The organism is Nocardia sp. NPDC049220, assembly GCF_040647855.1.
Lineage (GTDB): Bacteria > Actinomycetota > Actinomycetes > Mycobacteriales > Mycobacteriaceae > Nocardia.
Window position 1 is genome coordinate 105,840 of sequence record NZ_JBEZDA010000005.1, and the last position, 16,797, is coordinate 122,636.

16 protein-coding genes are annotated in these 16,797 nt (G+C 67.0%); 7 read left to right on the top strand and 9 right to left on the bottom strand.

Going from position 1 to position 16,797, the window contains the following annotated elements; all coding sequences use genetic code 11:
• The first annotated feature begins 127 nt into the window (after positions 1-127).
• Positions 128-1,450: a hypothetical protein gene (locus AB0C34_RS15945; RefSeq protein WP_357072510.1), complete on the top strand. Its 1,323-nt coding sequence runs from the start codon at positions 128-130 to the stop codon at positions 1,448-1,450.
• Entirely contained in the window at positions 1,441-2,334 is an 894-nt protein-coding gene (locus AB0C34_RS15950; RefSeq protein ID WP_357072513.1) for an Abi-alpha family protein, read from the top strand. The genes AB0C34_RS15945 and AB0C34_RS15950 overlap by 10 nt, the downstream gene beginning before the upstream one ends.
• Positions 2,335-2,346: 12 nt before the next feature.
• Here the strand turns inward: AB0C34_RS15950 and AB0C34_RS15955 are convergent, their stop codons facing one another.
• Entirely contained in the window at positions 2,347-4,158 is a 1,812-nt protein-coding gene (locus tag AB0C34_RS15955) for an ABC-F family ATP-binding cassette domain-containing protein (protein ID WP_357072516.1), read from the bottom strand.
• Between the two features lie 280 nt (positions 4,159-4,438).
• On the opposite strand from AB0C34_RS15955, the gene AB0C34_RS15960 reads away from it, so the two are divergent.
• Complete coding sequence (locus AB0C34_RS15960; RefSeq protein ID WP_357072519.1) at positions 4,439-5,287, top strand: LLM class flavin-dependent oxidoreductase; 849 nt, start codon at positions 4,439-4,441, stop codon at positions 5,285-5,287.
• 92 nt (positions 5,288-5,379) lie between these two features.
• On the opposite strand, the gene AB0C34_RS15965 is transcribed toward AB0C34_RS15960, so the two are convergent.
• Positions 5,380-6,315, bottom strand: a complete 936-nt coding sequence (locus AB0C34_RS15965; RefSeq protein ID WP_357072522.1) for a 4-(cytidine 5'-diphospho)-2-C-methyl-D-erythritol kinase — start codon at positions 6,313-6,315, stop codon at positions 5,380-5,382.
• A 241-nt stretch (positions 6,316-6,556) separates the two neighbouring features.
• Here AB0C34_RS15965 and AB0C34_RS15970 point away from each other — a divergent pair, with 241 nt between their 5' ends.
• Positions 6,557-6,763, top strand: coding sequence for a cation transporter (locus tag AB0C34_RS15970; protein ID WP_357072525.1), 207 nt, complete (start codon positions 6,557-6,559; stop codon positions 6,761-6,763).
• 81 nt (positions 6,764-6,844) lie between these two features.
• Here the strand turns inward: AB0C34_RS15970 and rsmA are convergent, their stop codons facing one another.
• The 3 genes from rsmA to AB0C34_RS15985 all read right to left on the bottom strand — a co-directional run bounded on the left by rsmA (position 6,845) and on the right by AB0C34_RS15985 (position 9,910).
• Positions 6,845-7,726 carry a 16S rRNA (adenine(1518)-N(6)/adenine(1519)-N(6))-dimethyltransferase RsmA gene (gene rsmA, locus AB0C34_RS15975; RefSeq protein WP_357072527.1) on the bottom strand — a complete coding sequence of 294 codons (882 nt, stop codon included), beginning with the start codon at positions 7,724-7,726 and terminating at the stop codon, positions 6,845-6,847.
• 24 nt (positions 7,727-7,750) lie between these two features.
• On the bottom strand, positions 7,751-8,878 hold the full coding sequence (locus AB0C34_RS15980; RefSeq protein ID WP_357073009.1) for a transglycosylase family protein: 1,128 nt from the start codon (positions 8,876-8,878) through the stop codon (positions 7,751-7,753).
• Between the two features lie 204 nt (positions 8,879-9,082).
• On the bottom strand, positions 9,083-9,910 hold the full coding sequence (locus AB0C34_RS15985) for a TatD family hydrolase (protein ID WP_357072530.1): 828 nt from the start codon (positions 9,908-9,910) through the stop codon (positions 9,083-9,085).
• Positions 9,911-9,984: 74 nt separating this feature from the next.
• Between AB0C34_RS15985 and metG the strand changes: the two genes are divergently transcribed.
• A complete protein-coding gene (gene metG, locus AB0C34_RS15990) occupies positions 9,985-11,589 on the top strand; it encodes a methionine--tRNA ligase (RefSeq protein ID WP_357073012.1) in 1,605 nt (534 codons plus the stop codon).
• 1 nt (position 11,590) lies between these two features.
• Here the strand turns inward: metG and AB0C34_RS15995 are convergent, their stop codons facing one another.
• A complete protein-coding gene (locus AB0C34_RS15995) occupies positions 11,591-11,806 on the bottom strand; it encodes a hypothetical protein (RefSeq protein WP_357072533.1) in 216 nt (71 codons plus the stop codon).
• A 219-nt stretch (positions 11,807-12,025) separates the two neighbouring features.
• On the opposite strand from AB0C34_RS15995, the gene AB0C34_RS16000 reads away from it, so the two are divergent.
• A complete protein-coding gene (locus tag AB0C34_RS16000) occupies positions 12,026-12,694 on the top strand; it encodes a TetR/AcrR family transcriptional regulator (protein ID WP_357072536.1) in 669 nt (222 codons plus the stop codon).
• A gap of 74 nt (positions 12,695-12,768) precedes the next feature.
• On the opposite strand, the gene AB0C34_RS16005 is transcribed toward AB0C34_RS16000, so the two are convergent.
• A complete protein-coding gene (locus tag AB0C34_RS16005) occupies positions 12,769-13,521 on the bottom strand; it encodes an isocitrate lyase/phosphoenolpyruvate mutase family protein (protein ID WP_357072539.1) in 753 nt (250 codons plus the stop codon).
• Between the two features lie 138 nt (positions 13,522-13,659).
• Positions 13,660-14,487: a 16S rRNA (cytidine(1402)-2'-O)-methyltransferase gene (gene rsmI / locus AB0C34_RS16010; RefSeq protein ID WP_357073015.1), complete on the bottom strand. Its 828-nt coding sequence runs from the start codon at positions 14,485-14,487 to the stop codon at positions 13,660-13,662.
• 285 nt (positions 14,488-14,772) lie between these two features.
• Here rsmI and AB0C34_RS16015 point away from each other — a divergent pair, with 285 nt between their 5' ends.
• The gene (locus AB0C34_RS16015; RefSeq protein ID WP_357072542.1) at positions 14,773-16,398 is read left to right on the top strand and encodes a phospholipid carrier-dependent glycosyltransferase; all 1,626 of its coding nucleotides are present in this window, start codon (positions 14,773-14,775) and stop codon (positions 16,396-16,398) included.
• A gap of 35 nt (positions 16,399-16,433) precedes the next feature.
• Here AB0C34_RS16015 and AB0C34_RS16020 read toward each other — a convergent pair whose 3' ends face one another.
• Positions 16,434-16,793, bottom strand: coding sequence for a GntR family transcriptional regulator (locus AB0C34_RS16020; RefSeq protein WP_357073018.1), 360 nt, complete (start codon positions 16,791-16,793; stop codon positions 16,434-16,436).
• Between the last annotated feature and the right edge of the window lie 4 nt (positions 16,794-16,797).

Here is a 16,797-nt window from a genome sequence, read left to right on the forward strand (position 1 = left end):
CACCACCGGCCTGTGTACTCGCGGTGTAAGCAGGGGGTCGACGAACAATGGCGATCCTTTGCGGACCGGGTGCTAGTTTTGGTTGCCGGTGAGGCGGCGGTCACCGGTGTATCGGCAGGAGGGTGTCGTGTTAGAGAGCGTTTTCGGAATCCACCCCACAATCCTCCTCGAGCTTGTGACGATTCCGCTTTTCACGGGGATCATCGGCTACATCACCAACTGGACCGGCGTGCTCATGCTGTTCAAGCCGGTCGCGTTCTACGGCATTCACGTCCCCGGTCTGCGCGCGCTGTATCCATTCCTCCCCAAGCGAATTCAAGTTCTGCCGCTGCTGCGACACGACGGCAGATTCGGATGGCAGGGCATCGTTCCGTCGCGCGCCGACAAGATGGCCAGTATCGCGGTCGACAAGGGTCTGGCCAAACTCGGTAGCGTCGCCGACTTCTACCGCGAGCTGGAGCCGGACAAACTCGCCGAACATCTGGCCGGCATCGCCGACGCGCAGATCAAAGACATCGTCGAGGAAATCCTCCGGCGTGAGCATCCTCAGCTCTGGTACAACCTTCCGGCCCAGGTGCGCGACATGGTGCACGCCAGGGTCCGCCAGCAACTGCCGGAGATCCTGCGCGAGCTCACCGAGGAATTGGGCGCGAATATCGATCAGCTGCTCGATGTGAAGCAGATGGTGATCCGCTACTTCCAGGCCCGGCCACACCTGCTCAACACCCTGTTCCAAGTACTCGGCGCCAAGGAACTGCGATTCATGCAGAACTTCGGTTTCTACTTCGGCGCGCCGATGGGCGCGGTGTTGGTCGCGCTTCTGCACCTGACCGGATGGTCCACCCTTGTCGTGCTGCCGATCGGCGGCGTGATCATCGGCTGGATGGTCAACTGGATCGGGATCAACATGATCTTCGCACCCGCGTATCCGAAGTGGTGGTGCCCGTGGCGGCAGGGCCTGCTGATCAAACGGAAGTCCGAAATCACCGACGGTTATGCCGAATTGGTGTCCAGCCAGGTGATCACCGTGGCGAATATCGGCGACGAGTTGCTCAACGGCCCGCGCTCGGATCGCACCATGCAGATGCTCGAGGACACCCTGCGCCCCGCGGCCGACCGAGCACTCGGGCCCGCGCGGCCCGCGGTCAAGTTCATGCTCGGCAGCCGTGAGTACGACTCGCTGCAATCGACACTCACCACCGAAGCCATGACGATCGCGCCGATCGCCTTCGCCGATCCGGAATTCAATGTCCGTCAGGGCCGGCAGATCAACCAGTACATCGCCAAACAGATGGCGGCGTTGTCGCCGCCGGACTTCGTCGACATGCTGCGCGCGGCCATCAAGCAGGACGAGTGGTTGCTTTTCGTGCATGGCGGCGTGTTGGGGCTGTTCGCCGGATACGCTCATATCCTGATCTTCGGAACAGGAGTGGCGACGACATGGCTGTAACGGGTTCGGACGACAACGACATCGAGGCCGTCGAGTACTCCGACACGCCGAAGGACAGTAGCCGACCCGCCAAGGAGATCGCGCGTCGGTCCGCCTCGGATGTCGTCCGCATCGACGAATCACCCACTCGGATACCGGTTCCCATGGCCACGGTGCGTGCGGCGACCGGTGTCGCACGCGTCGCCTGGACGGCAGTCACCGGGGTGACCGCGTGGAGTGTCGGTACCGCGGTCGGCGTCACATCGACCGTCGTACGACGCAGCATCGAGGGCGCGCCGCCGCGAGAAGTTCTGGCAGAGGCCGAGTCCGAGGTGCGCGACGCGATGCGCAAGGCGCTCGGGCTCCCCACCACCGCGGACACGCCCGCCGGAAATGACGTGCCGACGCTGCGTGAGCAGGGCGCCGCGCTGCTGCGCTTGTCGGCGAACGCGCACGACGAGGACGACAATCACCCGGCCTTCGCGGGCATACTCGCCGAGCTGACCCCGGACGAAGCACGCCTGCTGCGCTTCCTACATTTGGACGGACCGCAACCGTCCATCGACATCCGCATCGGTCGCCCGCGCGCGCTCAGCGCCGAACGCATCGGCTCGATGCTCACGATGATCGGCGAGCACGCGGGCCTGCGCTTCCCCAACCGAATCCAGCAGTATCTGATCAATCTGCGCAGGCTCGGCCTGGTCGAGCACGCGCGCGAGCCGATCGGCAACCCGAACCGCTACCAACTGCTGGAGGCCCAGTCGTCGGTGCGGGAAACGCTGAAGCGCTCCGGGTTCGGCACGAAGGTGATCTATCGCAGCGTGTTGCTCACCGACTTCGGCCGGGATTTCGTGCGGACCTGTCTGCCAGCGATCGTGCAGGACGGACGCGCCTCCGGGCACTAGGCGGCGAACCAACTACACGCCGTCGGCCAGCTCCAGCCAACGCTCCTCGGCCGTGTCCTTCTCCGCGCGTACCTGCTTCAGTTCCGCGCCCAGCGTCACCAACTTGTCCGGGTCGGTGACGGCGTCGGCGAGCGCGGCATGCAGTCGCTGTTCACGATCGGACAGTTTGTCGATGGCGCGTTCGAGCCGGGTCAGTTCCTTGCGCGCCGCGCGGTAGGCGGCGGAATCGGTGGCCGCCGCAGCGGCTGGCTTCTCCTCTGTCGCGGTCGCGCGGACCCGGCCCGCGCTGATCGACGCGCGCTTGTTCAGATATTCCTCGATGCCACCGGGCAGGTTGGTGAGTTTACCGTCGCCGAACAACGCCCAGGTCGAGTCGCAGATGCGCTCGACGAGGTAGCGGTCATGGCTGATCACGACCAGGGTGCCTGCCCAATTGTCGAGCAGATCCTCCAACTGCTGGAGGGTATCGATGTCCAAGTCGTTGGTCGGCTCGTCGAGCAGAAGCACGTTCGGCTCCGACATCAGGATTCGAGTCAGCTGCAAGCGTCTGCGTTCACCGCCGGACAGATCGCCGACGGGAGTCCGCTGGCGGGCTGGGGTGAAGCCGAGTCGCTCGGCCAGCTGGCCAGCGGAAATCTCCTTGTCGCCGAGCATGATTCGCTCCGCCACCTGCTGCACCGCCTCCAGCACCCGCAGATTCGTCGGCAGGTCGTCGAGCTCCTGACGCAGCCAACCGATCTGCACGGTCTGGCCCTGGATCCGCTTCCCTGCGGCGAGCACAGGGCCGTTCCCGCTCTCGTCACCGGCCAGCGCGCGCAGCAGTGTGGTCTTGCCGGACCCGTTGACGCCGACCAGGCCGACTCGCTCTCCCGGCGCAAGTCGCCAGGTCAGGTCGCGCACCAGCTCTCGGCCGTCCGGCGTGGCGAGGGTCGCGTCCTCCAGTTCGACCACCACGCGGCCGAGCCGCTTTCGAGCGAAAGCGGCCAGCGAGACGCTGTCGCGCGGCGGCGGGACGTCGGCGATCAGCGCTTCGGCGGCCTCGACCCGGTAGCGCGGCTTGGACGTGCGCGCCTGCGGGCCCCGCCGTAACCAGGCCAGCTCCTTGCGGGCCAAGTTGCGCCGCCGCGCCTCGGTGGCGTCCGATTGGCGGGCGCGTTCGGCGCGCGCGAAGATCCAATCGCCGTATCCGCCCTCATAGCTTTCGACCTTGCCGCCGACCACTTCCCAGGTATTGGTGGCGACGGTGTCGAGGAACCAGCGGTCGTGGGTCACCACGACGAGCGCGCTGCGGCGGTTGAGCAGATGCGCGGCCAGCCACTGCACGCCTTCCACGTCGAGGTGGTTGGTCGGCTCGTCCAATACGAGCAGGTCGAGTTCCCGGACCAGGGCGGCGGCGAGCGCGACCCGGCGGCGCTCCCCACCGGAGAGATTGTCGACCAAGGTATCCATGCCGAGATCGGCGATGCCGATGCCCGCCATGACCGAGCGGATGCGAGCGTCCGCTGCCCATTCGTGCTCGGCGAGCGCGTCGGTCAGCGCGTCGTCCGCCAGACCGGCGAGCACGACGGAGCCGACCGTCGCACCCGCTGGGAGCACGCCGCGCTGGGTCACCACCGCCATGCGCAGGCCGCCGACCCTGCTGACCCGGCCGAGGTCGGGCTGCTCGATACCGGTCAACACCTCGAGCAGGGTGGTCTTGCCGCCACCGTTGAGGCCGACGACGCCGATCCGTTCACCGGCGTGTATGCCGAGCGACACGTTGTCCAGTAGGGGTGTGATCCCGAAGCTCTTATGGACCTGTTCGAGATTGATCAGGTTGGACATGGATCCTTCCGTGTCTTGCCGCGGCAGGCCGATGCTGCCCCCGGGTCAGCGTACCCACCGTCCCCGAACGGCCACTCGACCGGCGAGCAGTGCGAACACGCCAGCGCGGTTGCATGACGAACAGTGTTCGTTTACGTTGAATTCGACGAACACCGTTCGTTCCAAGCAATCCGATCCGGCACTCCCCAGAATTACGCCGCAACGCGGGAGGCCCACCTCGTCGCGCCGAGGTGTCGGTGGGCGGCACCGTCCCCGCTCGTCGCGCTCTCCTGGAGGTTCCATGCATACCGGCCTCGGCCTGCCCATTTCCGATCCCGCAGCGCTGCTCGACTGGGCCGAGCGCGCCGACTCGAGTCCATTCCGCACACTCGGCCTGCTCGACCGGTTGGCCTACGACAACCCGGAACCGCTGGTCGCGCTGGCCATGATCGCCGGCGCGACCAAGCGCGTCACCGTGCAGACCGAGGTACTTCTCGCACCACTGCGCGATCCGGTGTTGCTCGCGAAACAAGTGGCGACGCTAGACCGCATGTCGGGCGGACGCCTGGTGCTCGGGCTAGGCATCGGTGGACGCGTGGACGACCATGTCGCCGCGGGCATCGACCTGCATACCCGCGGTCGCCGCCTCGACGATCAGCTCGCACTCATGTATCGCCTGTGGGCCGGCGAGCCCTACAGCGCCGAGTGCGGGCCGATCGGTCCCCCGCCGCTGCGCCCCGAAGGGCCGGAGATCTTGTTCGGCGGGTTCCAGCCCATCGCACTCGACCGTGTCGGCCGCTGGGGCGGCGGGTTTCTCAGCGCTGCGCCGCCGTCCTGGGCGAGTGCGCTGTTCGATACCGTGCGCCGCTCCTGGACCGACCACGGCAGGCCGGGTGCGCCACGCATCGTCGCCCAGGTCAACGTCGCGCTCGGCCCACCGGACGTGATCACCGACGCCCGCGCCGCCATGCGCGCCTACTACGGCTTCAGCGACTACACCGAGGGCATCCTCGCCGGGCTGCTCACCACACCCGCGGAAATCCGCACAACTGTCGCGGAATTCGAGGATCTCGGTGCCGACGAGGTGATGTTCTACTGCTACGGACGCGAATCAGACCAGGTCGATCGACTGGCCGACGTCATCGCCTGAGTTACCCCTGCCGGGATACCAGGAGTCCGTTCGCGCGGCGTAGCCCGACACCACCCCTCGCCGGATCCGCATCCGCGGCCGGAGTCGAACGGTCAGTGTTTCACCGGCGGTCCGTCGCCGAGAATGCGCGCCCCGGGCACCGGGCCGCTGGCCGTCCGGACGCTGCGGCACACGCCGGCGCCCGCGAGTTCGGCCGCCACCGACACCGCGGATTCCTCGCTCGCACAGAGGAACGCGCAGGTGGGCCCGGAGCCGGAGACCAGCCCGGCCAACGCGCCCGCCGCCAGGCCCGCGCGCAAGGTGCGACGCAGTTCCGGTTTCAGTGACAGCGCCGCCGCCTGCAGATCGTTGCCGAGCAGTGGGGCGAGTTGGGTCGGATCGCCCGAGGCGAGTGCCTGCATCAACTGCTGCGGTTCGCCGATTCGGGGCGGTTCGCCGAGTTCACGCAGGCGATCGAGCTCGGCGAACACCGCAGGCGTCGACAACCCGCCCTTGGCGAAGGCGAGCACCCAATGGAATGTACTGCGCGACAGGACGGGAAGAAGTCGTTCGCCGCGCCCGGTGCCCAGCGCGGTGCCGCCGTGCAGTGCGAACGGCACGTCGCTGCCGAGTTCGGCCGCCACCGTGACGAGTTCGTCCCTGGACAGACCGAGGTCCCACAGTTCGTTCAGGCCGATCAGCGCGGCGGCGGCATCCGCGCTGCCGCCTGCCATGCCACCCGCCACCGGAATGCCTTTGGCAATGGCGATTTCCACCAGCGGCGCCCGGCCGCCGATATGCGCGAGCCGGACCGCGGCCTTCCACACCAGGTTCGTCCGGTCGGTCGGCACATCAGCCGCGCCTTCACCGGTAACCCGTACAGCCAGCGCGGCGGCCGGGGCGATCCGCAGATCGTCACTGAGGGACAGGGCCTGGAACACCGTGGTCAGGTCGTGATAGCCATCGGCACGCAAGTCGCCGACTCCGAGATGGAGGTTCACCTTCGACGGCGCGCGCACGGCAACGGGGCTCGGCACTACTGACAGCACGATGCACAAGCCTAATGGCGCGACCGGACGAAGTCTGCCCGAAGCCCACACGAAGCAAGGCCGCCGTCTCGCCCGACGGAGTTTCCGAGCAGACGATGCGGCGCCGAGGCAGATCGCCATCCCGACCGCACGACGACGCATCGAAGATCACCGCTTGCGCCCAAATACCCTCGGGGGGTATGTTCGCCGTGTCGGGTATACCCCCCGATCGTATGATTGTCGTCGAGCGAAGGAGTCGGGCATGCCCACCACCACCTACACCGTCACAGGAATGACCTGTGGGCACTGCGTCAACTCCGTCACCGCTGAAATCAGCAAGATCGAGGGCGTCACCAGCGTCGACGTCGACCTCGCCAGCGGCGCGGTCCGAGTCGACAGCAGCACCCCGATTCCCACCACCACCATCAGCGCCGCGGTGGACGAAGCCGGCTACCAACTCGCCGACTGATCTCCAGGTTTCGCACCCACGCGTAGCTCCGCACACCCCACGCGCCACACCTGCGTGCGCGACATCGAACCCAGGCGCGCGCTACGCCTGGGCGGCGAGGCGGACGAAGGCCGCAGTGTCGAGAGTCTCACCGCGGGCGGTGGGCGAAATGCCGGCCGCCAGCAGGCGGCGTTCGGCCTCGGCGGGCGAGCCCGCCCATGCGGCGAGTGCCGCGCGCAGGGTCTTGCGGCGTTGCGCGAAGGCGGCGTCGACGACCGCGAAGACTTTTCGGCGATGGTCGGCGCCCATCGGCCAGGGCGGCTCGACGTATCGGTCGATCCGGACCAGACCCGAGTCGACCCGTGGGACCGGCCAGAACACTTGGGTGCCGACCGCGCCCGCGCGCCGGACTGTGCCGAAGAAACCCGCCTTGACGCTCGGCACGCCGTAGGTGCGGTTGCCTGGTTCAGCGGCGAGCCGATCGGCCACCTCGGCCTGCACCATCACCAACGCCACCGCGATGCTCGGCAATTCGGCGAGCAGGTGCAGCAGCACCGGCACCGCCACGTTGTAAGGCAGATTGGCCACGAGGGCGGTCGGCGCCGCGGGCAGGTCCCCGGCGGCGACCCGCAGCGCATCGGCTTCGACGACCGACAACCCCGCGGCCAGCTGCGGCGCCCGATCCGCGACGGTCACCGGCAGATGCCGGGCGAGCACGGGATCGATTTCGACCGCGACCACCGAATCCACCACGTCCAGCAGCGCGAGAGTCAGCGAGCCGAGCCCCGGCCCGACCTCCAGAACCACGTCCGCGCGCCCAACCCCCGCGGCCGCGACGATCCGTCGCACCGTGTTCGCATCGTGCACGAAGTTCTGCCCGAGTTGCTTGGTCGGCCGCACCCCGAGCCGCTCGGCCAACATCCGGACCTCGGCGGGACCGAGCAATGCGGCGCTGCCACGAGCGGCGATTTCAGGTTCGGACACCTCGAGAATCTACCAACCGCCCGCTCAACTCATGCCGAGCCGGCTCGTGCACGCGGGCCACGCGCCCCAGCCCTGCCTGGTGCGGGTGACCTCGGCGATCGCGATCTGCTCTTCTCTGGTGGCCAGGTCGGCGCGCGGTGCGTATTTCAAGCCGCCCTGCCGCTCCCAGGTGCTCTGGTCGAATTGCACGCCGCCGAAGTAGCCGTTGCCATTGTTGATCGACCAGTTACCGGTCGACTCGCAGCGGGCCAACGCGTCCCAGATCGCGCCATCGTGCACCTCCGGCACCTCGGTGCCCGGCTTGGCGCCCTTGCGCACGGTTTTCGGCTGCGCGGTCACCTTCACTGTCGAACCGACCGGCTTGCGCTCCACTTCCCTGCCATTGACCATGAGGACCGCGAACGTGACGTCCTGGACGCCGGGCGCGCCGGGGGTTTCCACCACCGAGCGGCTCATGTTCATGGTCGGATCCTCGATGACGTTCTCCGGCGGATCCAGCGGCATGGTCTCGGTGCGATTTTCGGTCCGTTTGCGCGTCACCGTGATTCGCAGTCCGTCGGTCAACGGGGTGGATGCTGCGGGCTCGACGGAATCCTGCTCGAGCAACGGGACGCCCGCGACACTCAGGAATTCACCCACGGTGGGGGCGGCCAGGCGTACATCCACCAAGCTGCCGATGCCGTCGAGCAGCGACACCGAGCGTGGGGTCGCGATACGCAATGCCGCGCCTGCCAATGGCAGCCGTTCATTGCGCGCGGGCGAGACATACACCTCGCCGGGGATCTTCAGCTGGTCGAGCGCTTCGCCCGCGGTCAGACCGGTGGTCCACACCTTCTGGGTCATTCCGTCGACCGACAGATCGACCTGGCGAGCGCGGTTGAGCGTGATGGTCGCGCCATCGCCGATCCGCGCGGCCAGCGCGGGCGCCACCTTGTCCCGGTCGGTCACCACCAGGCCCGCGGTTTTCAAAGCGCCGCGCACATCGCGCGACATCGTGCTCCGCAGAACCTTCTCGCCGTCCACGACAACGGTGACCGTCTTGCGATTCACGATCGCGAGTCCGGCGCCGATGATCAACGTCAGCAGCAGCGCGCCGACTGCCAAATACAGCAGCGGGGACCGCGACTGGTTGATACGGGCGAATGGAGACATGGTCACAGCACGATAACGAAGCGCCCGCATACCGACAACCACAAGCTGTGGAGCAGCACCTTTTCAATATCACGGTGAGATATAGACACTGCAGGTAAATCACAAATCGTCGCTGAAATGTGATATACAACACACCATCCAATTCGGCCCCTGCGGCCTATCTCCGCACCGCGCGTGAACGAGCCGGACCGGAACCGAACCGCGTCAGATGCGGTAGACCCGGCGTGCGTTGGCGGTGGTTATCTCCGCCAATTCGCCGGGATCCTGTTCCCGCAATTCCGCCAACGCGCGCACCGTATAAGGCAGGCAGTACGGCTCGTTCGGCGCGCCGCGAAACGGATGTGGCGTCAGATATGGCGCGTCCGTCTCGACCAGGATCTGATCGTCCGGCACAAGTCGGGCCGCTTCGCGCAGTTCGTGCGCGTTCTTGAAACTGACCGTCCCCGAAAAACTGAGAATGTAGCCTTCGGCGACGCAGGACAGCGCCATATTCGAATCCGAGGAAAAGCAGTGAAAGATCACGGTGTCCGGCGGACCCTCGTCCAGCAGCACCGTCAGCAGGTCGTGGTCGGCATCGCGGTTGTGGATCATCAGCGGTTTGCGACTGCGCTTGGCCAGGTCGATATGCCAGCGGAAGCCTTCGATCTGAGTTTCGACATCGGCGCAGCCGTCCAGCTTGCCCGGCCAGTAGTAGTCGAGACCGGTCTCGCCGATCGCGACCACGCGCGGGTCGGCGGCCAGCCGTTCCAGCTCGGCCTTCGCGGCGCCGTCGAGCGCGTTCGCCCTGGTCGGATGGAGCGCGACGGCCGCGAACACGCGATCGTCCCAGTGCGCGGCTCGCACCGCCCACTGCGCGGCGGCCAGATCGTCGGCAACCGTCACCACCTGACCGACGCCGACGGAGGCGGCCCGGTCCACGATCGCGGCGGTGGAGGCCGCGTCGGTGGCGCCACAGGCGTCCAGGTGGGTGTGCGCGTCCACGATCGGCGCGAGCGGCGCGGGCAACTCCGGCGCGGGGCGGCGCGCGCTCATCGGTGACCGCCGCCGAGAACCACGGACCCAAATCCGGGTCCGGGCGCGGGGACCCGCGGATCGATACCGGGGATATTCACGCGAGCGAAGAAAACCACGCGCATTACAGTAGACACACCATGAGCCCAGCCGACCGCCCCGCCTTCTACGTCACCACCGCCATCGCATACCCGAACGGTGCGCCGCACATCGGACACGCGTACGAGTACATCTCGGCCGACGCCATCGCCCGGTTCAAGCGACTCGACGGCTACGACGTCTTCTTCCTCACCGGCACCGACGAGCACGGCCAGAAAATGCAGCAGGCCGCGGTCGCCGAAGGCATCCCGGTGGAAGAACTCGCGGCGCGCAACTCCGACGTGTTCGAAGCGCTGGACAAGACGCTCGACATCTCCTTCGACCGGTTCATCCGCACCACCGACGAGGACCACCGGGCGGCCAGCGTCGCGATTTGGGAGCGGATGCTCGCCAACGGCGACATCTACCTCGGCAACTACTCCGGCTGGTACTCGGTGCGCGACGAAGCGTTCTACACCGACGAGGAAACCACGGTGCTCGCGGACGGCACCCGCATCTCCACCGACTCCAAGACGCCGGTCACCTGGACCGAGGAGTCGAATTACTTCTTCCGACTCTCGGCCTACCAGGACAAGCTACTCGCGCTCTACGACGAGCATCCCGAATTCATCGCACCGGCAACGCGGCGCAACGAGATCGTCAGTTACGTCAAGGCCGGCCTGAAAGATCTGTCCATCTCGCGCACCACCTTCGACTGGGGCGTGCCGGTACCCGGCCATCCCGACCACGTCATGTATGTGTGGGTGGACGCGCTGACCAACTACATCACCGGCGTCGGCTACCCGAACGCCGAATCCGCGGCGTTCCGGAAGTTCTGGCCCGCCGATGTGCACATCATCGGCAAGGACATCACCCGGTTCCACACCGTGTACTGGCCAGCGTTCCTGATGTCGGCCGGCATCGAACTGCCCAAACGCGTTTTCGTGCACGGGTTCCTGTACAACAAGGGCGAGAAGATGTCCAAGTCGGTCGGCAATGTCGTCGATCCACTGGAGTTGGTCGAGAACTATGGCCTGGACGCGGTGCGGTTCTTCCTGCTGCGCGAGATCTCCTACGGCCAGGACGGCAGCTACAGCCACGACGCCATCGTCGGCCGGATCAACAGCGATCTGGCCAATGAATTCGGCAATCTGGTGCAGCGCAGCACCAAACTGGTCGCGCGCGACTGTGGCGCCGTAGTACCCACGCCCGGCGAGTTCACCGACGAGGACCGCACCCTACTCGATCTCGCCAACGGCCTGCTGGAGCGGTGCCGCGCCGACTTCGACGCCCAGCAGATGCACCTCGCCCTCGAAGCGATCTGGCTGACGCTCGGCGAGACGAACAAGTACTTCTCCGCACAGGCGCCGTGGGCGCTGGCGAAGTCCGGTACGCCGGAGGATCTCGCCCGCGAGGCCACCGTGCTGTATGTGACCCTGGAGGTGCTGCGGATCGTCGCGATCCTGGTGCAGCCGGTGATGCCGGGTTCGGCGAGCCGGATTCTCGATCAGTTGGGTCAGCAGAACCTGAACTTCGCCGACATCGCGACGCCGATCGTGCCCGGCGTTGCCCTGCCCGCGCCTGAACCGGTGTACCCCAAGTACCTCGAGCCGAAAGACTGACTCACGATGGTCCGGTGCTGTGCCTGCGCCGGACCATCGTGTGCCGCGCGGGCACGCACTGCCGGATCATGGTGGTGCGCGACAACGGTCGTGCGGTGAGCGGTGCCGGGAAGGTCACCATGACGTCCAGGGCCGGGCGCTGACCGCTATCGAAGCCGAACGCGCCGACCAACAACGCGCCCAACGCTTTCGCGGCGTGCCGCAGCAGTTTCTTCACTGCACTCTCCCTCGACGTCGGCTGTACCGGTCAGTACTCGAGCAGGTCCGACGGTACTCTCCCCGCGCCGCGCGCGGACCGATTCGACCACTCCGTAGACCGTGGAATGCGTTGTCGGATAATGAAAGAACGGTGTGGGGGCCGGACGGCGCCCCAGACCGCATGCGATCGGTACGACGACGTCCCGTTCGGTATCGGTTCCGGCACAGAGAGGCACACATGCGCGAGGAGAATGCCGCGGCATCCGTCCAGCGGACCAGCTTCGCCGAGCGGCACCGCGCGGCGCGCGAAGCCGTGCTCACCTCGCAGCGCGGCAGGCTGGTCGAAGCGATGGTCGAATGCGTCGACCGCAAAGGTTATCCCGCCACGACGCTGACCGACCTCGTTGCCAAAGCGAGGGTTTCACGGACCACCTTCTACGACCACTTCGCCAACAAAGAGGAATGCTTCGTCGAGGCGGTGCATACCGGGGTCGACATCGTGGCGACCAGAATCGCCGACGAACTCGGGCAGCTTCCACCGGATGCCGACGCGTACGCCAAGATCGAATCCATTGTCGTCACGTTTTGCCAGACCGTCGCCACCGAGCCGGATTTCTCGCGGCTGGTGCTGGTGGATTCGTTGACGGTGAACCAGACCGCCGTCGACTACCGCGATTTGGCCGCCGACCGATTCGCCCAGTTGTATCGGATCTTCTACGACCAGGCGCGCGCGGCCGATCCGACTCTGCCGGAGATCTCGGACGAGTTGATCGCACTGATTCCGGACGCGATCGGCGAGCGCACACGTCGGGTCATCGTGTCCGACGGGCCCGCGCGGGTGCCAGAGCTGGCGCCGTTGTTCGTCCAGTTGGTCGTGACCGTACTCGGCCTGCCGACTCGATCCTGACAGTCGCGTGCGATCCGTGGCAGGTCACACCCTGCCAAGTTCGGGCCGACACCGAACGGTGTGCCCCGACGCGTCTACTTCCAGCGCTCGAGCAGTCGGTCGATCTCGGCGGTCAGCGCGGCCTGCAGGAATGGTCCGAAGCTGACGCGGGCGACGCCTTGGGCCGCGAGGGCCGCCTTGTCGGCCTGGTCCGGAAGGACGGTGGCGCTGATCGGCAGCGGCAGCTCACCGGTCAGACGGCGCATGTCCGCCTCGGCGTGCCGACCGACCGGGAACAACACGTCGGCGCCCGCCTCGGCGGCCAGCCGCAGACGCGCGATCGCGCGATCGACGCGGTCGGCCTCGTCTCCGTCGTTGCGCAGAAACAGGTCGGTACGGGCATTGACCACGACGTGCACCCCCGCGGCATCGGCGAACCGGCGCAGCCCGTGTACGAGGTCGGCATGCTCCTGTGCCGTCCGCAGCCGTCCGCCCTCACTGTGCACGGTGTCCTCGATGTTCAGCCCGATCGCACCGGCCTCGAGCAGACCCTCGATCAGTTGCGCGGGCTCGAGCCCGTACCCCGACTCGATGTCGACGGACACCGGGACATCCACCGCCGCGGTGATCTGCCGCACCCGAGTCGACAACTCGGCGAAGGTCATTCCTTCTCCGTCCGCACGCCCGATCGAATCGGCGACCGGATAACTGCCCACCGTCAATGCCGAAAATCCGTCCGCCACAGCGACTTTCGCGGACCACGCATCCCACACCGTCGGAAAGACGCCGGGATCGCCCGGGCGATGCAACCCGAGAAACGCTTTCGCCTTGCTCTCCAGAGAACTCATACCGACGATCATGCCGATACGACTCCGGCACCCGACACTCCGCACCCCTCCCCGCGACGTCCAGCGCCGCACACAGGGATGCTCGGCGTCCGAGGTATCGGTGCAGCGCACGACGAACCCCGATTCACGTGCCGCGAGTCAGGCCTCCTGGTGACGACGAGCCACCAGGACCGCGTCATAGAGTTCGCGGCGCGAAACGGCGTGCACGGAGGCGACCTCAGCGCACGCGTCTTTGAGTCGGACTCCGTCGGCGATGCGGGATTCGACCTCGTCGACCAGATCAGCGGGGTCTGCGGTGGTCGGGTGGGCGCCCGCCAGGACCACGGTGATCTCACCACGCGCACCCTCGACCGCCCAGTCGGCGAGTTCGGCGAGAGTGCCCCGAACAACCTGCTCGTAGGTCTTGGTGAGCTCACGACAGACCGCCGCACGGCGGTCGGGACCGAGGACCTCGACCGCGTCGGCCAAGCACTCGGCGAGACGGTGCGGCGCCTCGAAGAAGACGCAGGCACGCGGCTCGGTGGCCAGAGTACGCAACCATTCCCGACGCTGACCGGCTTTGCGCGGCGCGAACCCGTCGAAGCAGAACCGTTCCACCGGCAAGGCCGACAGCGCCAGGGCCGTGGTCACGGCCGAAGGACCGGGCAGACAGGTCACGGGCAGATCACGGGCGACGCACGCCGCGACCATGCGAAAACCGGGATCGCTGACCGACGGCATGCCCGCGTCGGTCACCAACAGCACGGTGCGCCCGTCCTCGATCTCGCCGAGCAACATCGGGATCCGTGCGGTCTCGACATGGTCGTAGAAACTCACCACCCGCCCGGTGATCTCCACACCGAGCGCCTTGGCCAGCGATTTCGTGCGCCGAGTATCTTCGGCGGCGACGATATCGACACACGACAGCGCCTCGCGCAATCGTTGCGACGCATCACCGACATCGCCCATCGGTGTCGCCGCCAGCATTAGCCTGCCCGCCGTCGCCTCGTCCGCCACCACACTCCCGTCCACGCCCTACTCCGACCAGGACCACCCTATCCACCTGCATCGGGCCCGCCCGGCCGGTGGCACACCACGAAGACCCTGCTGAGCACGTGGCGGCCGATGTCCCACTCCTCGGCCGGTCCGCCGCGGCGAAATCTTCGATGCGAGATTGTGACTGGCCGGCTGGGTCCCGCATGGTAAAGGATTCGGGCGCTATTCGGCTCACCGATGCGCGACCGGGAAGCGGGCACAGCATACGATCGGGGCGTGACCCAGGTGACCGACCAGCGCGCGACCGCATCGTTGGGGGCCGTGCCCTCCTGGTCGAGCCCGGGGCCGCTGCGGCCGTCGCCCGACTTCGGACCCGTCGATCGGCTCCGAGGCTGGTTGGTCACCGCGTTCCTCACCGCGATCGCGGCGGTCACCCGGTTCACGATGCTCGACTATCCGACCGATGCGGGCACCCCGGTGTTCGACGAGAAGCATTACGCCCCGCAGGGTTGGCAGATGCTCACCGGCGGTGGGGTCGAGGACAATCCCGGCTACGGCTTGGTCGTGCATCCCCCGGTCGGCAAACAGCTGATCGCCATCGGCGAATGGCTTTTCGGCTACAACGGCTGGGGCTGGCGGTTCACCGCCGCGCTCGCGGGCACAGTGCTGGTGCTGCTGGTGATCCGAATCACCCGCCGCATGGCTCGATCCACTTTGATCGGCGCCATCGCGGGCATTCTGCTGATCGCGGACGGACTCACCTTCGTCTCATCGCGCATCGGGATGCTCGACATCTTCATGGCGTTGTTCGTGACCGCGGCCTTCGGCTGCCTCATCGTCGACCGTGACGAGGTCCGCACCCGAATCGCGCGAGTGAGCACAGAAGGCCGGATCGACCTGACCGATTGGGGGCCGCGCCTCGGCGTGCGCTGGTGGCGCTTCGGCGCGGGCGCGCTGCTCGGCCTGGCTTGCGGAACCAAGTGGTCTGGCATCTATTTCATCGCGGCCTTCGGTCTGCTGAGTGTCTACTACGACCTCTCGGCGCGGCGAGCGTACAAGGTGCGCCGTCCCTGGCTCGGCGTCGCCGTTCGCGATGTCGGGCCCGCGCTGTACTCGCTGGTGCTCGTGCCGCTCGGGCTCTACCTGGCCAGCTACTGGGCCTGGTTCGCCGGCGAGACGAGCGTGTACCGGTATATGGCAGGCAATCCCGCCAGTTCGACGGATCCGATCGGCACCGGCGGGTTCTGGTCGCACATCTTTCCGGACGCCCTGCGTTCGCTCTGGTACTTCAACGCCAGATCGCTGGAATTCCACACCGAGTTGACCAACTCGGCGGGCAACCACCATCCCTGGGAGTCCAAACCGTGGACCTGGCCGATGGGCCTGCGACCGATGCTGTACTACTACGCCGACAGCGGCGTCACCGGCTGTGGTCAGACCCAATGTGTGAAGGCCGTGATGCTGATCGGTACGCCCGCCATCTGGTGGATCGCGTTGCCGGCCCTTGCCTGGATGCTGTGGCGCGGCGTGGTCCGGCGGGACTGGCGCTACGGCGCGGTGCTGGTCGGCTACGGCGCCGCGCTGCTGCCCTGGTTTGCCACCCTGGATCGACAGATGTACTTCTTCTACGCCGTCCCGATGGCCCCATTCCTGATGATGGGCGTGGCGCTGGTGCTGGGCGATGTCCTCGGCCCGGCGCGCCCGAGCCCGATACCGCGCAGCCCCGCCGGAACCTATCTGTCCGCGCCGCCGAGCGAACGGCGCAGCCTCGGCCTTCTCGCGGTCTGTCTCTACCTCGGCCTGGTGATCGCCAACTTCGTCTGGCTCTGGCCGATTCTCACCGCCCTACCGATCACCCCGGGCAATTGGCATGACCACCTCTGGCTGCCCAGCTGGCGCTGAGTGCCCACGCTGGTCGGGCCGACCCGACCGGTGTGTCAGCCCTCCAACGCTGCCCTGATGTAGCGCAGCGCGGCCTCGTCGTCCAGACCGAGCCGCCGGACGGTGGCGACATAGGCGCTGGCGGCCCGTCCCGCGACATCCAGAGTCGGGTCGCCCGATGACGCTATGAAAGAGCCCTGCCTGCCTCTGGTCTCCAGCACCCCGTCGGCCTCCAATTCGCGATAGGCGCGCGCCACCGTGTTCGGGGCCAGCCCCAGCTGGGCCGCGAGCGCGCGAACGGTCGGGATCTTGGTCCCGGCCGTCAACGTGCCGGCGCGCACCTGGGCGATCACGCCCACGCGCAACTGCTCATACGGTGGTACGGACGAATCATGCAAAACGCTGATGCTGAACATGGCC